General features: G+C 71.2%; 15 protein-coding genes. 10 read left to right on the top strand and 5 right to left on the bottom strand.

All coding sequences use genetic code 11. From position 1 onward, the window contains the following. Nucleotides 1–37 precede the first annotated feature (37 nt). The 4 genes from E5671_RS22105 to E5671_RS22090 are packed head-to-tail and all read left to right on the top strand — an operon-like array spanning nucleotide 38 to nucleotide 4,444. Nucleotides 38–1,921, top strand: coding sequence for an acetyl/propionyl/methylcrotonyl-CoA carboxylase subunit alpha (locus E5671_RS22105; protein WP_160510342.1), 1,884 nt, complete (start codon nucleotides 38–40; stop codon nucleotides 1,919–1,921). Further along, complete coding sequence (locus tag E5671_RS22100; protein ID WP_160505691.1) at nucleotides 1,918–3,084, top strand: acyl-CoA dehydrogenase family protein; 1,167 nt, start codon at nucleotides 1,918–1,920, stop codon at nucleotides 3,082–3,084. Before E5671_RS22105 ends, E5671_RS22100 begins: the two co-directional genes overlap by 4 nt. Nucleotides 3,085–3,122: 38 nt before the next feature. Further along, nucleotides 3,123–3,857, top strand: a complete 735-nt coding sequence (locus tag E5671_RS22095; protein ID WP_160505690.1) for an enoyl-CoA hydratase family protein — start codon at nucleotides 3,123–3,125, stop codon at nucleotides 3,855–3,857. Then, nucleotides 3,845–4,444, top strand: a complete 600-nt coding sequence (locus tag E5671_RS22090) for a TetR/AcrR family transcriptional regulator (RefSeq protein ID WP_202121212.1) — start codon at nucleotides 3,845–3,847, stop codon at nucleotides 4,442–4,444. The genes E5671_RS22095 and E5671_RS22090 overlap by 13 nt, the downstream gene beginning before the upstream one ends. A gap of 88 nt (nucleotides 4,445–4,532) precedes the next feature. On the opposite strand, the gene E5671_RS22085 is transcribed toward E5671_RS22090, so the two are convergent. Beyond that, entirely contained in the window at nucleotides 4,533–5,633 is a 1,101-nt protein-coding gene (locus E5671_RS22085) for a citrate synthase 2 (RefSeq protein ID WP_160505689.1), read from the bottom strand. Nucleotides 5,634–5,930: 297 nt separating this feature from the next. On the opposite strand from E5671_RS22085, the gene pdxH reads away from it, so the two are divergent. Then, nucleotides 5,931–6,689, top strand: a complete 759-nt coding sequence (pdxH, locus tag E5671_RS22080; RefSeq protein WP_160510340.1) for a pyridoxamine 5'-phosphate oxidase — start codon at nucleotides 5,931–5,933, stop codon at nucleotides 6,687–6,689. A 48-nt stretch (nucleotides 6,690–6,737) separates the two neighbouring features. Here the strand turns inward: pdxH and E5671_RS22075 are convergent, their stop codons facing one another. Both E5671_RS22075 and E5671_RS22070 read right to left on the bottom strand, forming a co-directional pair. Then, on the bottom strand, nucleotides 6,738–7,601 hold the full coding sequence (locus E5671_RS22075; protein ID WP_160505688.1) for an alpha/beta fold hydrolase: 864 nt from the start codon (nucleotides 7,599–7,601) through the stop codon (nucleotides 6,738–6,740). Nucleotides 7,602–8,184: 583 nt separating this feature from the next. Further along, entirely contained in the window at nucleotides 8,185–8,877 is a 693-nt protein-coding gene (locus E5671_RS22070; RefSeq protein WP_160505687.1) for a metal-dependent transcriptional regulator, read from the bottom strand. Between the two features lie 251 nt (nucleotides 8,878–9,128). Between E5671_RS22070 and E5671_RS22065 the strand changes: the two genes are divergently transcribed. Next, nucleotides 9,129–9,893: an SIS domain-containing protein gene (locus E5671_RS22065; RefSeq protein WP_160505686.1), complete on the top strand. Its 765-nt coding sequence runs from the start codon at nucleotides 9,129–9,131 to the stop codon at nucleotides 9,891–9,893. Between the two features lie 18 nt (nucleotides 9,894–9,911). On the opposite strand, the gene E5671_RS22060 is transcribed toward E5671_RS22065, so the two are convergent. After that, nucleotides 9,912–11,105: a sensor histidine kinase gene (locus tag E5671_RS22060; protein ID WP_160510339.1), complete on the bottom strand. Its 1,194-nt coding sequence runs from the start codon at nucleotides 11,103–11,105 to the stop codon at nucleotides 9,912–9,914. Between the two features lie 418 nt (nucleotides 11,106–11,523). Beyond that, nucleotides 11,524–12,192, bottom strand: coding sequence for a response regulator transcription factor (locus E5671_RS22055; protein ID WP_160505685.1), 669 nt, complete (start codon nucleotides 12,190–12,192; stop codon nucleotides 11,524–11,526). Between the two features lie 132 nt (nucleotides 12,193–12,324). Here E5671_RS22055 and E5671_RS22050 point away from each other — a divergent pair, with 132 nt between their 5' ends. The 4 genes from E5671_RS22050 to E5671_RS22035 are packed head-to-tail and all read left to right on the top strand — an operon-like array spanning nucleotide 12,325 to nucleotide 15,825. After that, the gene (locus tag E5671_RS22050) at nucleotides 12,325–12,825 is read left to right on the top strand and encodes a hypothetical protein (protein WP_160505684.1); all 501 of its coding nucleotides are present in this window, start codon (nucleotides 12,325–12,327) and stop codon (nucleotides 12,823–12,825) included. Further along, a complete protein-coding gene (locus tag E5671_RS22045; protein WP_336605814.1) occupies nucleotides 12,822–13,889 on the top strand; it encodes a peptidoglycan-binding protein in 1,068 nt (355 codons plus the stop codon). Before E5671_RS22050 ends, E5671_RS22045 begins: the two co-directional genes overlap by 4 nt. Then, complete coding sequence (locus tag E5671_RS22040; protein WP_160505682.1) at nucleotides 13,886–14,587, top strand: ABC transporter ATP-binding protein; 702 nt, start codon at nucleotides 13,886–13,888, stop codon at nucleotides 14,585–14,587. The genes E5671_RS22045 and E5671_RS22040 overlap by 4 nt, the downstream gene beginning before the upstream one ends. Continuing rightward, nucleotides 14,584–15,825, top strand: a complete 1,242-nt coding sequence (locus tag E5671_RS22035) for an ABC transporter permease (RefSeq protein WP_160505681.1) — start codon at nucleotides 14,584–14,586, stop codon at nucleotides 15,823–15,825. The genes E5671_RS22040 and E5671_RS22035 overlap by 4 nt, the downstream gene beginning before the upstream one ends. Nucleotides 15,826–15,879: the final 54 nt, after the last annotated feature.

The following is a 15,879-nucleotide window of genomic DNA, read 5'->3' as shown; positions in this document are numbered from 1 at the left end:
GACTCCCATGACGAACCCCACCATGACGAACCCCACCATGATCAGCACCATCCTCGTCGCCAACCGTGGCGAGATCGCCTGCCGCGTCTTCCGCACCTGCCGCGAGCTCGGTATCGCCACCGTGGCCGTGTACTCCGACGCGGACGCGGACGCCCTGCACGTCCGCGAGGCCGACTCCGCCGTGCGGCTGCCCGGCGCGACGCCCGCCGACACGTATCTGCGCGGCGAACTCATCGTGAAGGCCGCACAGGCGGCCGGTGCGGACGCCGTCCATCCCGGCTACGGCTTCCTCTCCGAGAACGCGGACTTCGCGCGGGCCGTCCTGGACGCCGGGCTCGTGTGGATCGGCCCCTCACCCGAGGCGATCGAATCCATGGCCTCCAAGACGCGCGCCAAGGAACTCATGGGTATCGCGCCCCTCGGGAAGGTCACCGAAGCCGATCTGCCCGTCCTGGTGAAGGCGGCGGCCGGTGGTGGCGGGCGCGGTATGCGCGTCGTACGGGAACTGGGTGCGCTGGAGGACGAGTTGGCTGCCGCCGGTGCGGAGGCCGCGAGTGCCTTCGGGGACGGCGAAGTCTTCGTCGAGCCCTATCTGGAGGGCGGCCGGCATGTCGAGGTGCAGATCATGGTCGACGCGTACGGCACGGTCTGGGCGCTCGGCACACGGGACTGCACGCTCCAGCGCAGGCACCAGAAGGTCATCGAGGAGTCCCCGGCGCCGGGCCTGACCGCCGGGCTCGTCGATGAGCTGCACGCGCAGGCCGTGCGTGCGGCGCGCGTGACCGGGTATCGCGGGGCGGGCACGGTGGAGTTCCTGGTCGCGGGTGACCGGGCGCACTTCCTGGAGATGAACACCCGGCTCCAGGTCGAACACCCGGTGACCGAGGCCGTGTTCGGCGTCGACCTCGTGGCGCTGCAGATCCAGGTCGCGGAGGGCGCACGGCTCGCGGAAGAGCCGCCGCCCGCACGCGGTCACGCCGTGGAGGCCCGCCTCTACGCCGAGGACCCGGCCGCCGAGTGGGCCCCGCAGACCGGCACCCTGCATCGGCTCTCCGTGCCGGGCGTGCGGCTCGACACCGGGTACGTGGACGGCGACACGATCGGCGTGCACTACGACCCGATGCTGGCCAAGGCCATCGCGTACGCCCCCACGCGTGCGGAGGCCCTGCGCGGCCTCGCGGGCGCGCTGGAGCGCGCGGTCGTCCACGGGCCCGTCACCAACAGGGAGTTGCTCGTACGGTCCTTGCGGCACCCGGAGTTCGTCGAGGCCCGCATGGACACGGGCTTCTACGACCGGCACCTCGCCGAGCTCGCGGCTCCCGCGCCGGACCCGCACGCCCCGCTGGCCGCCGCGCTCGCCGACGCGCACGGACGCTCGCGGTTCGGCGGCTGGCGCAACCTCGCCTCGCAGCCGCAGGTCAAGCTCTTCCGGAGCGAGCCGGACGGCGCCGAGCACGAGGTCCGCTACCGGCACACGCGGGAAGGGCTGAGCGCGGAGGGGGTGCGGGTGCTCTCCGTGTCGCGCGAGCTGGTCGTGCTCGAAGCCGGCGGCGTACGACGGCAGTTCGGCGTCAGCCGGTACGGCGACGGCCGTGTGTACGTCGGCAACACCGCCCTCACCGCGCTCCCGCTGCTCCCCGAGCCGACCACCAGGCAGTCCCCCGGCTCCCTGCTCGCCCCGATGCCGGGCACCGTCGTGCGCCTGGCCGACGGGCTCGCGGAGGGGGCGCGGGTCACGGCCGGGCAGCCTCTCATCTGGCTGGAGGCCATGAAGATGGAGCACCGCATCTCCGCTCCCGCCTCCGGCACGCTCACAGCCCTGCACGCCGCGCCCGGCCGCCAGGTCGAGGTCGGGGCGCTGCTCGCAGTCGTGGACGTCGAAGACGTCACAGGCGTCGTACAGGAGGAGCAATCCGTATGAGCACCGTCCTCGAAACCGAAGAGCACCAGGCCCTGCGCGCGGCCGTCGCCGCCCTGGGCAAGCGTTACGGCCGCGAGTACATGACCAGGGTCGTGAAGGGCGAAGGCCACCCCGACGAACTGTGGTCCGACGCCGCCAAGCTCGGCTACCTGGGCGTGAACCTGCCCGAGGAGTACGGCGGCGGAGGCGGCGGTATAGCCGAACTGTCCATAGTCCTTGAGGAGTTGGGGGCGGCGGGCTGCCCCCTCCTGATGATGGTCGTCTCGCCCGCGATCTGCGGCACCGTCATCGCACGCTTCGGCACCGAGGAGCAGAAGCGGGCCTGGCTGCCCGGTCTCGCCGACGGCAGCCGCACCATGGCGTTCGGTATCACCGAGCCCGACGCGGGCTCCAACTCCCACCGGATCACCACGACCGCGCGCAAGGACGAGGCGAGCGGCGACTGGCTCCTGACCGGCCGCAAGGTGTTCATCTCGGGCGTCGACATCGCCGACGCGACGCTGATCGTCGGCCGTACGGAAGATGCCCGCACCGGCAACCTCAAGCCCTGCCTCTTCATCGTCCCGCGCGAGACGGAGGGCTTCCAGCGGCGGCAGATCGAGATGGAACTCCAGGCTCCCGAGAAGCAGTTCGAGCTGACCCTGGACGACGTACGGCTGCCCGCCGACGCCCTGGTGGGCGATGAGGACGCCGGTCTTCTCCAGCTCTTCGCCGGCCTCAACCCCGAGCGGATCATGACGGCGGCGTTCTCGATCGGCATGGCGCGTTACGCCCTCTCCCGGGCCGTCGGATACGCCAAGGAACGCAGCGTCTGGAAGAGCCCGATCGGCGCCCACCAGGCGATCGCGCACCCCCTCGCGCAGTCCCACATCGACATCGAACTGGCCCGCCTGATGATGCAGAAGGCCGCCCGGCTCTACGACCAGGGCGACGACATGGGCGCGGGCGAGGCCGCCAACATGGCCAAGCTCGCGGCTGCCGACGCGTGCGTGAAGACCGTCGACCAGGCGGTGCACACGCTCGGCGGCAACGGCCTGACGAAGGAGTTCGGCCTCGCCTCGCTGATCGTGGCGTCGCGGGTGGCGCGGATCGCCCCGGTGAGCCGGGAGATGATCCTCAACTACGTGTCGCACCAGACGCTCGGCCTGCCCAAGTCGTACTGAGCCACCGGTCTCGTAGGTCTCGATCAGAGGGAGTTCCCATGGGACTTGTCCGCTCATCCCCGCAGCGCGGCATCGTCACGCTCACCCTGGACAACCCCGCCAACCGCAACGCGCTCTCGGCGGGTCTTGTGCGGGAACTGGCGGATGCGCTCGACGACTGCGGCAAGGACCCCGACGTACGAGCGGTCGTCCTCACGCACACCGGCTCGACGTTCTGCTCGGGCGCCGATCTGCGGGAGCCGCCGGACCCGGCCGTCTTCGTGGGACTGCTCCGGCAGATCGTGGAGCTGCCGAAGCCGGTGGTGGCACGCGTGGACGGGCATGTGCGGGCGGGCGGGCTCGGTCTTCTCGGGGTGTGCGACATGGCCGGCGCGGGGCCGGAAGCGTCGTTCGCGCTGACGGAGGTACGGATCGGGGTGGCGCCCGCGGTGATCTCCATACCGCTGCTCGCCCGCCTCGACCCGGGCGCGGCGTCGCGCTACTTCCTCACCGGGGAGCGTTTCGGTGGGGCGGAGGCGGCGCGGATCGGTCTTGTGACGGTGGCGGGCGATGACGTGGACGCGGAGCTCAAGCCCCTCGTCGAGGGCCTGCGGAAAGCGGCGCCGCAGGCCCTGGCCGAGACGAAGAAGCTGCTCACGGCTAGGGTGCTCGACGCATTCGACCACCACACGGACTCCCTCGTCGCCCTGTCCGCGCGGCTCTTCGCATCGGCGGAGGCGCGGGAGGGGATGGGGGCGTTCCTCGAACGACGGGAGTGCCCATGGGTGCTGTGACCGCGGCTGACCGTGCCGATCGCTCGCCCAAGCAGGACCGCAGCCGCGCGACGCGGCAGCGGCTCCTCGAGGCCGCGGTGGCGTGCCTCGCCGAGAGCGGCTGGGCGGGGTCCACCGTCTCCGTGGTCGCCGAGCGGGCCGGGGTCTCGCGGGGCGCGGCCCAGCATCACTTCCCGACGCGGGAGGACCTGTTCACGGCGGCGGTGGAGTACGTGGCCGAGCAGCGGTCCACCGCGCTGCGGGCGCTTCCGGCGCAGGACCGGGCGTCGGTGGTGGCCGCCCTGGTCGATCTCTACACGGGCCCGCTGTTCCGGGCGGCGCTGCATCTGTGGGTGGCGGCGTCGAACGAGCCTCAACTCGGCTCCCGGGTGACGGAGTTGGAGGCACGGGTGGGCCGCGAGACGCACCGGATAGCGGTGCAGCTGCTGGGGGCGGATGAGTCGCGGCCGGGAGTGCGGGAGACGGTCCAGGGGCTCCTGGACATGGCTCGGGGCCTCGGCCTCGCGAACCTGCTGACGGATGACGGGGCGCGGCGGGATCGGGTGGTGGGGGAGTGGGCGAGGCTGGTGGAGGGGGCGCTGCGCTGAGCCGACCGCCGGACGGGCTGAGAATCAGCCCGTCCGGCGTTTGAGGACGAACTCGGCGGAGCCGGTGATGACGGCAGCCAAGGCTTCCCTAGCGCGCGATGTCCCCGTACCCCACGACCTCGCGCGGGTCCCGCGACCCGGGGCCGATGTATCGCGCCGAGGGCCGGACAAGGCGCCCCGTCCGCTTCTGCTCAAGGATGTGCGCCGACCACCCCGCGGTCCTCGCGCAGGTGAACATCGACGTGAACATGTGCGCCGGCACCTCGGCGAAGTCCAGGACGATCGCCGCCCAGAACTCGACGTTCGTCGCGAGGACGCGGTCGGGACGGCGAGCATGCAGCTCGTCAAGCGCGGCCTTCTCCAGCGCCTCCGCCACCTCGAAGCGAGGAGCGCCCAGCTCGCGTGCCGTACGGCGCAGGACCCGCGCGCGGGGGTCCTCGGCCCGGTACACGCGGTGGCCGAAGCCCATCAGCCGCTCACCCTTGTCAAGCGCCTGCTTCACGTACGCGACCGCGTCCCCCGTCCGCTCGATCTCCTCGATCATGCCGAGGACACGAGAGGGCGCGCCCCCGTGCAGGGGGCCGGACATGGCGCCCACGGCCCCGCTCAGCGCCGCCGCCACGTCCGCGCCCGTCGACGCGATGACGCGGGCCGTGAACGTGGAGGCGTTCATGCCGTGCTCGGCGGCCGACGTCCAGTACGCGTCGACGGCCTGGACGTGTTTGGGGTCGGGCTCGCCGCGCCAGCGCTTCATGAAGCGCTCGACGACCGTGTCGGCCTTGTCGATCTCGCGCTGCGGCACCATCGGCAGGCCCTGCCCGCGGGCGGACTGGGCGACGTAGGAGAGGGCCATGACGGCGGCGCGCGCCAGGTCGTCGCGGGCTTCCTGCTCGCTGATGTCCAGGAGCGGCTTCAGGCCCCACACGGGGGCGAGCATCGCGAGCGCTGACTGGACGTCGACGCGGATGTCGCCGGAGTGCACCGGGATCGGGAACGGCTCGGCGGGCGGCAGGCCGGGGTTGAAGGCGCCGTCGACGAGCAGGCCCCAGACGTTGCCGAAGGAGACGTGGCCGACCAGATCCTCGATGTCGACGCCGCGATAGCGAAGCGCGCCGCCTTCCTTATCCGGTTCGGCGATCTCCGTCTCGAACGCGATGACTCCCTCAAGTCCGGGTACGAAGTCGGACATCAGGCGGCTCCTCGTGATGTGTACGACAGATGGTGGTGACAGACAGCTCGTGACCATGTGTCAGAAGTGGGCATTTTCGGTCTGGTTCCGCGGTCTGCCGGTGCGTTGACGGCTGCCGGCTTTCGACTCGCGGTCCGGATCGGTCATCCCGGTGATGCCCCGTGCGGCTGGTGGTCACCCAACCGATACGGCAGCGGAACGATATCCCTTGGTGCCACCCTTGGCGATGGTACGCGGCACTCAGTGCCACACGTCACCTCCCCGTGGTGCACGACACCCCGTCGGACTTCCCTTCGTATACGGCAAGATGACCGCGTGACCGATCGAGCCGCCGCTTCCGCATCAGCCTCCTCATCAGCCGCTCCCGTCCCGCCCGTGTCCGATCCCGCAGCCATACGTGCCCACTACGGCTTCGACGGACTCGTCGAGGCGGATGCGCCCGCCACGCCCGTCGAGCTGTTCGCGCTCTGGTTCACGCAGGCGCTCGCCGCGGCCGGCGAGGGCAAGCTGTACGAGCCGAACGCCATGGTCGTCTCGACGGTGGACGCCGCGGGCCGTCCCAGCTCACGCACGGTCCTGCTGAAGGGATACGACGAGCGCGGCTTCGTCTTCTTCACCAACTACGAGTCCCGCAAGGCCCGCGAACTCGCCGCGAACCCGAACATCGCGCTGCTCTTCCCCTGGCACCCGATGACCCGCCAGGTCATCGTCACGGGCACGGCGGAGCGCGTCGCCCGCGAGGAGACGGTGGCGTACTTCCGCACCCGCCCGCACGGCTCCCAGCTGGGCGCCTGGGCCAGCGCCCAGTCCTCGGTCATCGCCACGCGCGACGAACTGGACAGCGCGTACGCCGATCTGGAGGCGCGTTACCCGGAGGGCGAGCAGGTGCCCGCGCCTCCGCACTGGGGCGGCTTCCGTGTCGTGCCGGAGACCGTGGAGTTCTGGCAGGGCAGGGCGAACCGCCTGCACGACCGCCTGCGCTACGTACGGACGGAGCAGGACGCCGGCGGCGGCGTGGCCGCTGCGGGCTGGACGGTCGAGCGCCTCAGCCCGTAGTCGCCTCGGCCCGTAGTCTCCTCGGCCCGTGAGGGTCCGTCGCGCTGACTAGCCCGTCAGGACCCCGTCCAGGAACGGCTGGATCGCCTCGCGCCAGGACTCCGGCTGGTCGTAGTGCACGAGGTGCCCGGCGTCGGCCACCTCCGCGTACGCCCCGCGGGGGAGCACGCGGACCATTTCCTGGGACTCGGCACGGCCCAGCTCGCCGTCCAGGCCGCGGACGACCAGGGCGGGGCACTGGACCTGGGCCAGGTCCTCCCAGTGGGCGTCGTACACCCAGGTCTCGCGGGACTTCAGCATCTGGTCGCGGTCGAAGACGGGGCGCCAGCCGTCCGGGCCCTCGGTCATCACTTCGGCGAAGAACTCGCCGCGCGATGGATTGGGCCGCTCGACCCAGGGATCGTCCTCGCCGAACCACTTCCGTACGTCGGCGAGCGTGGCGAAGGGCACGGGCCAGGCCTTGAACCAGTCCTCCCACTCGCGCTGCGACGCGGCGCCGAGCGCGGAGGCCCGCATGTCGCAGATGATCAGGGCGCGGACGAGATCGGGGCGCTTCGCGGCGAGCTGCCAGGCGGTGAGCGCGCCCATGGAGTGGCCGATGAGGACGGCGGGGGCGAGGCCGAGCTGGACGAGCGCGGCCTCGGCGTCGTCCACGTAGGCCTCGCGGGTGAAGGGGCCCTCGGGGGGCTTCTCGCTCTGCCCGTGCGCGCGCTGGTCGAGTGCGACAGCGCGATGTCGCTCGGCGAGCCAGCGGGCGGTGCCCGCCCAGTGCGATGCGCGGCCCATCAGACCGTGCAGTAACAGCACGCCGCCGGGCGGACCGTCGGTCTCCCTGGACTTGGGAGGATCGGCGAACTCCCAGGCCGCGAGGCGTACGCCGCCCGCGCCCGTCACGTCAATGCGCCGCACCATGGTTCCTGGCACCCCCCTTGAATCATCTCGGGCTGAACGCCTGGTTCTGTCACGCACCCCCGCACGCTATCGAACTCTTTTTCGAAAGCGGCCAGATCGCCGGCAACACCCCTCGTTCGAGTGACCACGCTCAAGGATTGGTCGCCGCCGCCGAGGGGAGATCTTCATCGGGAGGCGGGCCGCTCGGGGAAATCGGTCCGAGGGGGATGACCCTGGGAGCTCGGGGCTCCGGGTCAGAACAGGGGAGGACAGGCCCCGGCGCTCAAGGGCGCCGGGGCCCTCGCTCCGAACAGGAACGCGCTCCCGCTCACCAGACGGGCACATTCTCCTGCCCCCTCCCACGGCCGTGGCGGCCAGACACCGGCGCCGACCCGGTCAAGAGCCCTCAGGTCATATGCCTCTCGCGACAGCCTTGCACGCAAAACGTCCGGGCGCTGCGATTCCGCACACTGAATCTTGGACCCCATTCGGTCCCGGAGTCTTCACAACTGCCCAGCCGTTACCGCTAGTTGACACGAACTCGCGGTAACAGGCCCCGGAGCTCGCTGAACCCCGGTCCGCCGAACCGCGGTCCGGCGGGGCCTCAGCGCTTGGCGACGAAGACGTGCGAAGCGACCTCCGCGTCCAGCTCGGCGGCCTCACCGCTGCTGCCCACGAGCACCCCGCCCGCGGACTCCGTCACGCTCACCACGGAGCCGGGCTGCACACCCGCGCGCCGCAGCGTGTACATCAGCTGCGCGTCCGTCTGGATCGGTTCGCCGATGCGGCGCACCACGACGGTCTTGCCCTCCGTGCCGGGGTCGAGGTCGACCAGGGAGACCATGCCCTCGTCCAGGAACGGGTCGGCCCCGTCCTTCTCGCCCAGCTCCTCCAGACCCGGGATCGGGTTGCCGTACGGAGACTCGGTGGGGTGGCGCAGGAGCTCCAGGACGCGGCGCTCCACCGCCTCGCTCATCACGTGCTCCCAGCGACACGCCTCCGCGTGGACCTGCTCCCACTCCAGGCCGATCACGTCGACGAGGAGGCACTCCGCCAGGCGGTGCTTGCGCATCACGCGCGTCGCGAGCCTGCGGCCCTCCTCGGTCAGCTCCAGATGGCGGTCGCTCGCGACGGCCACCAGGCCGTCGCGCTCCATGCGCGCGACCGTCTGGCTCACCGTCGGCCCGCTCTGGTCGAGACGCTCGGCGATCCGGGCGCGCATGGGGACCACACCTTCCTCCTCCAGCTCGAGGATGGTGCGCAAATACATCTCAGTGGTGTCAATAAGCCCCGACATGGGTGCCCCTCAGATTTCGCTCGTGCGGCCGGCCCTGCCCTCAAGTCTGACGCATACCGCTGACAACCGGGTCGCGCCAGGGGAAAACCCGGTCCAGGCGGTCTTGACGGGGTGCTCAGGCCGTATTGACAGGGCACTGGTCCAGACCGCAACGTGATCCGCGGCACACGGGAAACACGTGCAGGACATTGCAGCAAATACGTACAGGACATACGTACAGGACATACGTACCCGGAAAGGTTCCTCGGCGCATGGGCTCGAAGAGCGAGAGCAAGCTGGCCGGTCAGTACATCGACGCCGCGATCGGGCTGCTCGGGCGGGTGCGCGACGAGGAGGGCGGGAACATCGACGCGGCGGGCACGCTGCTCGCCGACGCGGTCGAGGCCGGCGGCAGGCTCTTCGCCTTCGGCGCCGGACACTCCTCGCTGGCCGCCCAGGACGTCGTCTACCGCGCGGGCGGCCTCGCCCTGATGAACCTCCTGGCCGTCCCCGGGGTCGTCGGCATCGACGTCATGCCCGCCACCCTCGGCTCGGCCCTGGAGCGGGTCGACGGGCTCGCGGGCGCCGTCCTCGACTCGTCGCCGGCCCGCCCCGGCGACGTACTCGTGATCATCTCGCTCTCCGGGCGCAACTCTCTTCCCGTGGAGATGGCGATGAACGCCCGCGCGCTCGGCCTGAAGGTCATCGGGGTGACTTCGGTGGCGTACGCGACGGAGACGAAGTCGCGGCACGTCTCCGGGTCCTTCCTGAAGGACCACTGCGATGTCGTGATCGACTCCAAGATCGCCCTCGGCGACGCGGAGCTCAGCCTCGACACGGTCGACGCGCCTTTCGGCCCCGCCTCCAGCGTGGTCACCAACGCGATCATGCAGGCCATGATGGCGACGGCCGTCGAGGCTCTGGCGGGGCGGGGAATTCAGCCACCGCTGCTTCGGTCAGGGAACGTGGACGGGGGCCATGACTGGAACGGCAGGGTGTTCCAGGAGTACGGAGACCGGATCTTCTACCGGCGCTGAGCGCCGCTGAAGGGGCGCTCAGCGGTCCGGTGGGAAACACACTCGGACAGTGAGCCCCCCGCCCTCCCCGTTCGCCTCCGCGGTCGCCTCCGCGCCGTGCGCGCGGGCGATCGCGGCGACGATGGACAGGCCGAGCCCCGCCCCCTCCCCGCGCGCGTGCGTACGTTCCCGAAGGCGCCGGAAGGGCTCGAAGAGGTGCGGGACGGTCTCCGGCGGGACGACGGGGCCGGTGTTGGTGACCTCGACACCGTCGGGTCCGGTGCGCACCTCGACCCGGCCGCCCTTGACGTTGTAGTCCACGGCGTTCGCCACCAGGTTGTGCACGAGGCGGTCGAGCAGCACCCCGTCGCCGAGCACCGTCAGCGGCCCGGCGTCCACGGACACGGTCACGTCCCGCTCGGCCGCCCTGCCCGCGAGCCCTTCCGTCACCGCGTCGGCGATGACGTCGAGCGCGATGGGCTCGCGCCGTTCAAGACCCCGCTCCGAGGTGGCCAGGAGCAGCAGCCCTTCGATCAGATGCTCGCTGTCGTCGGCGACGGAGATGAGTTTCGTACGGATCCGCGCCACCTGCCGCGCGTCGGGCTCACCCGCGAGACCGATCTCGGCGGCGGCCCGCTGCACGGCGAGCGGGGTGCGCAGTTCGTGTGCGGCATTGGCGGCGAACCGCTGCTGCGCGCTGACCAGTTGCTCTATCCGCCCGAGCATCTCGTCGAAGGTGTCGGCCAGCTGCTTCAGCTCGCCGGGCGGGGCGTCGAGCGCGATCCGCTCGTGCAGATTCTCGCCGGACAGGCGCCGCGCGGTGCCGGTGATCACGGCCACCGGGTGCAGGACGCGGCCCGCCATCCACCAGGCGAGCAGGATGGAGAGCGCCGCGTACACGAACAGCACGATGACCGAGACGGTGAGCAGCCTGCTCAGGGCGGCCTGTTCGGCGACATCGCTGATCTTCGTGACGGCGAGGCCCTGCGTGATGTCGTTGGCCGACACGCCGTCGGGGATCACCCGCCTGGCGGGCGACGCGGACGGGTCAGGGCTCGGCATCCGCCAGGGCGGGCTCAGCCTGCGGGCGGGGACGGCGGTGGTGACGGCGGTACTGATCGAGGAGTAGAGCCCCTGCCGCACCAGGAAGTAGACGAGCCCCGTGAGCAGCGCTCCCGCCAGGAGGAGCATGCCGCCGTAGAGGGCGGTGAGGCGTGCGCGTTCGCTGCGCATGGCTGGACGGCGCATCATCCGGACGCGGGGCAGGGTGAGGCGGCCGGCACGGGACCTGCTCATGACTGCCTGCCGGTGGGAGACGCGGCTGCGCGGAGCCGAGCCGTGTCGCGGGCGTGGTGCGTGTCGGTCCCGCGGTGCGTGTCGCCCCCGTCGTGCGTGTCGGGTCTGTGTGTGGGGGGCTTGCGTGGGGTGGTGCGGTTCGGTGTGGTCCTGGCGGCGCTGGCCCTGTGTGCGCGGCTCTTGCCTGCGCTGATCCCGTCTGTGCCGGTCCCGCGGGGCGCGTTGCAGTCGTGGTGCGTGTCGCGGCCGTGGTGCGTGTCGGTTCCGTGTGTGGGGAGCTTGCGCGGGGTGGTGCGGCTCGGCGAGGTCCGGGCGCCGCCGGTCCCGCGGTGCGTGTCGGTCCCGCCCAAGCGCCTCACGCCGACCAGCCCGTGATCCGGTAGCCCGCGCCCGGCACCGTCTCCACCACTGGGGGATCGCCCAGCTTGGTGCGGAGTTTGGAGAGGGTGACGCGGACCGCGTTCGTGCGGTAGCTGGTGTCCTCCTCCCAGACCTGTTCGATCAGGTCGTCGCCGCTGACCACCGCGCCCTCCGCCCGTAGCAGCGCCTCAAGGACCGCGAACTCCTTGCGGGAGAGCGCCAGATGACGGCCGTCGCGGCTGGCCTGGCGGCGGGCCGTGTCCAGGACCAGGCCCGCGCGTTCGATGACCGGCGGGAGTGCGGGGCGCGTGCGGCGGCCAAGCGCCAGGACGCGGGCGAGGAGCTCGTCGTACGCGAAGGGCTTCGTCAGGTAGTCGTCGGCGCCCAGGCCGAGGCCCGCGACCCGGTCCCGGACGGTGGCCGACGCCGTCAGCATCAGGACGCGGGTGAGCAGCCGCTGGCTCACCACCCTGCGGCACACCTCGTCGCCGTGCAGGCCCGGCAGGTCCCGGTCCAGGATGACGACGTCGTACTCGCCGAGCTGGAGCTTGCGCAGCGCCGTCAGGCCGTCGGCCGCGACGTCGACCGCGAGCGCGTCGCGGCGCAGCCCGTCGGCGATCATCTCGGCCAGGAATTCCTCGTCCTCCACCAGCAGTACGCGCATGCGGCCCTGTGTACCTGAAGTGCACCTTTCGTCGGTGTAAGCGTCTCCGTTGAGAGAAACGAAACCTCCCCTCCCGCCAGCCTGAGCGCGTCGGTGCGCTGCCGCGCCGACGCGACCAGTGAAGGGGAAGCCATGAGGACCGCCATGAGGACTCGTACGCGCTCGACTGCCATCGCATCGGGGTTCGCCGCACTCGCCCTGTTCGCCGGAGCCTGCTCATCCGGCGGCGGCGAAAGCAGCCAGGACAAGGCCGACGGCGGCAAGGGCAAGCAGGCCGACGCCGCCTTCAAGGAGCGCGAGTGCCTGCGCAAGCACGGCCTCAAGGTGTCCGAGCCCAAGTCCGGCGAGGACACCCGCGGCATCACCATCGGCGGCGACATGAGCAAGGAAAAGATGGAAGCCGCCATGAAGGCCTGTAACACCGGCAAGGGCGGCAGCGCGGGCGGCGGCAAGGTCACGCAGGCCGACAAGGACAAGATGCTCAAGTACGCCCGGTGCATGCGCAAGAACGGCTTCAACATGCCCGACCCGAAGTTCGACGGCGGCGCCATGGAAGCCCAGAAGATGCCCGAGGGCGCCGAGGCCAAGAAGATGGAGAAGGCCGCCAAGGCGTGCAAGGACATCGTCGCGTGAGGCGCCGCACCGCCGTCGTCGCCACCGTCGTGGCCCTGCTCGCCATCACCGGCGGCGGCGTCGCCGTCACCGCCCTCGCCGACAACGGCAAGGACAGGTCCGTGCGCCAGGACGCCGGACTCCCGCCCGCCACCGCCCCCGTCGAACGCGGCGACCTCAGCAGCGGCACCCAGACCGACGGCACCCTCGGCTACGCCAAGGAGAGCAAGGTCAACGCGGGCACCACCGGCACGCTCACCTGGTCCGCGGGCAGCGGCTCGACGATCAAGCGTGACGGGCGCCTGTACGAGGTCAACGGCGTGCCGGTGCGCCTCATGTACGGCACCGAGCCCATGTACCGCACGCTGAAGACCGGCGACGAGGGCAACGACGTACGGCAGCTGGAGGAGAACCTCCTGGCCCTCGGGTACGGGGTCGGGCTCGCCGTCGACGACGAGTACACGGCGGGGACGGCAGCCGCCGTCAAGCAGTGGCAGAAGGCGCACGACCGCAAGCAGACCGGGCGGGTCGGCCCCGACCAGATCGCCTTCTCGCCGGGCGGCGTCCGCGTGAAGTCCACCGAGTCGGCCGTCGGCGACCAGGTCGCGCCGGGCAAGCCGGTGCTCAGCACGACCGGTTCGGAGCGGGTCGTACGTTTCCAGCTCGACGTCGCCGAGGGAAAGCTCGCCAAGGTGGGCACCAAGGTCACCGTGGACCTGCCGGACGGCTCGACCGTCAAGGGCAAGGTCGCGTCCGTCGGCAAGACCGCCAAGCCGGGCGACGACCCGGCCGACAAGACCCCCAAGATCCCGGTGACGATCTCCTTCGACGACCCCGGCAAGGTCGACGGCTTCGACCAGTCCCCGGTCACGGTGAACCTCACAGGAGAGACCCGCGAGGACGTCCTCTCCGTCCCCGTCAACGCCCTCCTCGCGCTGCCCGGCGGCGGCTACGGCGTCCAGGTCGTCGAGCACGGCCGCGCCCGCCAGGCGAAGGTGGAGCTCGGCATGTTCGGCCAGGGACGGGTCGAGGTGACCGGCGGCGGTCTGAAGGACGGCATGAAGGTCGGGGTGCCCAAGATATGAGCGCCGTCGTGGAGTTGGGCGGAGTCACCAAGGAGTACCCCGGCGGAGTCGCCGCCCTGCGCGGGGTGGACCTCAGGGTCGAGGAGGGCGAACTCCTCGCCATCGTCGGCCCCTCCGGGTCCGGCAAGTCGACGCTGCTGCACATCATCGGCACCCTCGACCGCCCCTCGGAGGGCTCGGTGGCGATCGCGGGACACGACGTCGCGACGCTCGCCGACCGCAGCCTGTCCGCGCTGCGCGCACGGCACATAGGCTTCGTGTTCCAGGCGTTCCACCTCGTACCGGGGATCAGCGCGCGCGACAACGTGGCGGAGGGGCTCCTGTACTCGGGCCTCTCGCGCGGGGAACGCCGCGCGCGAGCCGCCGACGCCCTCGACCGGGTCGGCCTCGCGGACCGCATGAAGCACCGCCCGCACGAACTCTCCGGCGGCCAGAAGCAGCGCGTCGCCATCGCGCGCGCGGTGGTCGGAGCGCCGGACCTGCTCCTGGCCGACGAACCGACCGGGGCGTTGGACTCGGCATCCGGCGAGGCGGTGATGGAGCTGCTGCACGATCTCAACGCGGAGGGCGCGACCATCGCCGTGATCACGCACGACACGGAGATCGCGGAGCGGCTGCCGCGGCAGGTGCGGATCCGGGACGGGCGGGTGGTGGCGGATGTGCGTGCGGCTACCGGTGAGGGGGTGCTCGCGGGATGATCCGTACGAAGCGAGTCACGAGGCGAGTCACGAAGCGAGTCAAGAATGTCCGGCTGAAGGCGGCGCGGCTCGGGCCGAGGGACGTCCTGCACGTCGGCTCGGCGGGACTTCGGAGCCGTCCGGTGCGGGTCGTGCTGTCGGCGCTGGGTATCGCCATCGGGATCGCGACAATGATCGCGGTGGTAGGCATCTCCTCCTCCAGCAAGGCGCAACTCATGCGTGAGTTGGGCGAGTTGGGTACGAACATGCTGGTGGCCGCCCCTGGGGAGCCTCTGTTCTCCGGTGAGAAGGTGGTGCTCCCGCGTGACGCGGCGGGCCGGGTCTCGCGCGTGAAGGGCGTGGAGGACGTCGGCGCGACCGGCGACCTCGAACGCACGGTGCGGCGCAGCGAGAAGATCCCCGAGGACGAGACCGGCGGCATCTCCGTCAAGGCGGCGACCGAGGGCCTCCTGAAGGTCCTGCGCGGCGAGATGGGGAGCGGTACGTGGTTCAACGCGGCGAACAGCCGCTACCCGTCGATCGTCCTCGGCCACGTCGCGGCGGAACGCCTCGGAATCACTCAACCCGGCCAGCAAGTATGGCTGGACGACCGCTACTTCACGGTCGTAGGCATCCTCGACCCGCTGCCCCTGTCCCCCGACGTGGAGCGCTCGGCCCTCGTGGGCTGGGACGCGGCGAAGAGCGAGCTCGGCTTCGACGGCCGTCCGACGTCGGTGTACGAGCGGTCGGCCGACGCCTCGGTGCGCGAGGTCCGGAGCCTGCTCGCCGCGTCGATCGACCCGGAGAACCCGCGCAACGTCCAGGTCACCGACCCGTCATCGGCCTTGCAGGCGAAGGCGGCGACGGAGGGTGCGTTCTCGACGCTGCTCCTTGGCCTGGGCGGGATCGCCTTGCTGGTGGGAGGAGTGGGGGTGGCCAACACCATGATCATCTCGGTCCTGGAGAGACGGTACGAGATTGGCCTGCGGCGCTCGATGGGTGCGACGAAGGGGCAGATCCGGATCCAGTTCGTGACGGAGTCCCTGATGCTGTCCGGCCTCGGCGGCCTTGCGGGGATCGCCCTCGGCGCGGCGGCGACGGGCGCGTACGCGGTGTCGGGCGGGCTCCCTTGGGTGGTGCCCCTGTGGGCGGTGAGCGGCGGCTTCGGAGCGACGCTGGTCATCGGAACGGTGGCGGGCTTGTACCCCGCGGTACGCGCGGCGCGCCTCTCCCCAACACTGGCGCTGCACGCGGCTTAGCCGGGGGGGCGAGCGGATTCCGGCCCCGGGGTCCAGCCCGCTGGGCGGGTGGAT

The sequence above is a fragment of the Streptomyces sp. BA2 genome (genome assembly GCF_009769735.1).
In the GTDB taxonomy this organism is placed as follows: Bacteria; Actinomycetota; Actinomycetes; order Streptomycetales; family Streptomycetaceae; genus Streptomyces.
This window is presented reverse-complemented; position numbering and strand designations above follow the sequence as displayed.

Coding starts and splice junctions, on each gene's coding strand:
- E5671_RS22105 (WP_160510342.1), top strand. CDS start 38: ATGATCAGCACCATCCTCGTCGCCAACCGTGGCGAGATCGCCTGCCGC.
- E5671_RS22065 (WP_160505686.1), top strand. CDS start 9,129: ATGGGCTCGAAGAGCGAGAGCAAGCTGGCCGGTCAGTACATCGACGCC.
- E5671_RS22035 (WP_160505681.1), top strand. CDS start 14,584: ATGATCCGTACGAAGCGAGTCACGAGGCGAGTCACGAAGCGAGTCAAG.
- E5671_RS22085 (WP_160505689.1), bottom strand. CDS start 5,633: ATGTCCGACTTCGTACCCGGACTTGAGGGAGTCATCGCGTTCGAGACG.
- E5671_RS22075 (WP_160505688.1), bottom strand. CDS start 7,601: ATGGTGCGGCGCATTGACGTGACGGGCGCGGGCGGCGTACGCCTCGCG.
- E5671_RS22055 (WP_160505685.1), bottom strand. CDS start 12,192: ATGCGCGTACTGCTGGTGGAGGACGAGGAATTCCTGGCCGAGATGATC.
- E5671_RS22100 (WP_160505691.1), top strand. CDS start 1,918: ATGAGCACCGTCCTCGAAACCGAAGAGCACCAGGCCCTGCGCGCGGCC.
- E5671_RS22050 (WP_160505684.1), top strand. CDS start 12,325: ATGAGGACCGCCATGAGGACTCGTACGCGCTCGACTGCCATCGCATCG.
- E5671_RS22040 (WP_160505682.1), top strand. CDS start 13,886: ATGAGCGCCGTCGTGGAGTTGGGCGGAGTCACCAAGGAGTACCCCGGC.
- E5671_RS22070 (WP_160505687.1), bottom strand. CDS start 8,877: ATGTCGGGGCTTATTGACACCACTGAGATGTATTTGCGCACCATCCTC.
- E5671_RS22060 (WP_160510339.1), bottom strand. CDS start 11,105: ATGCGCAGCGAACGCGCACGCCTCACCGCCCTCTACGGCGGCATGCTC.
- E5671_RS22095 (WP_160505690.1), top strand. CDS start 3,123: ATGGGACTTGTCCGCTCATCCCCGCAGCGCGGCATCGTCACGCTCACC.
- E5671_RS22090 (WP_202121212.1), top strand. CDS start 3,845: ATGGGTGCTGTGACCGCGGCTGACCGTGCCGATCGCTCGCCCAAGCAG.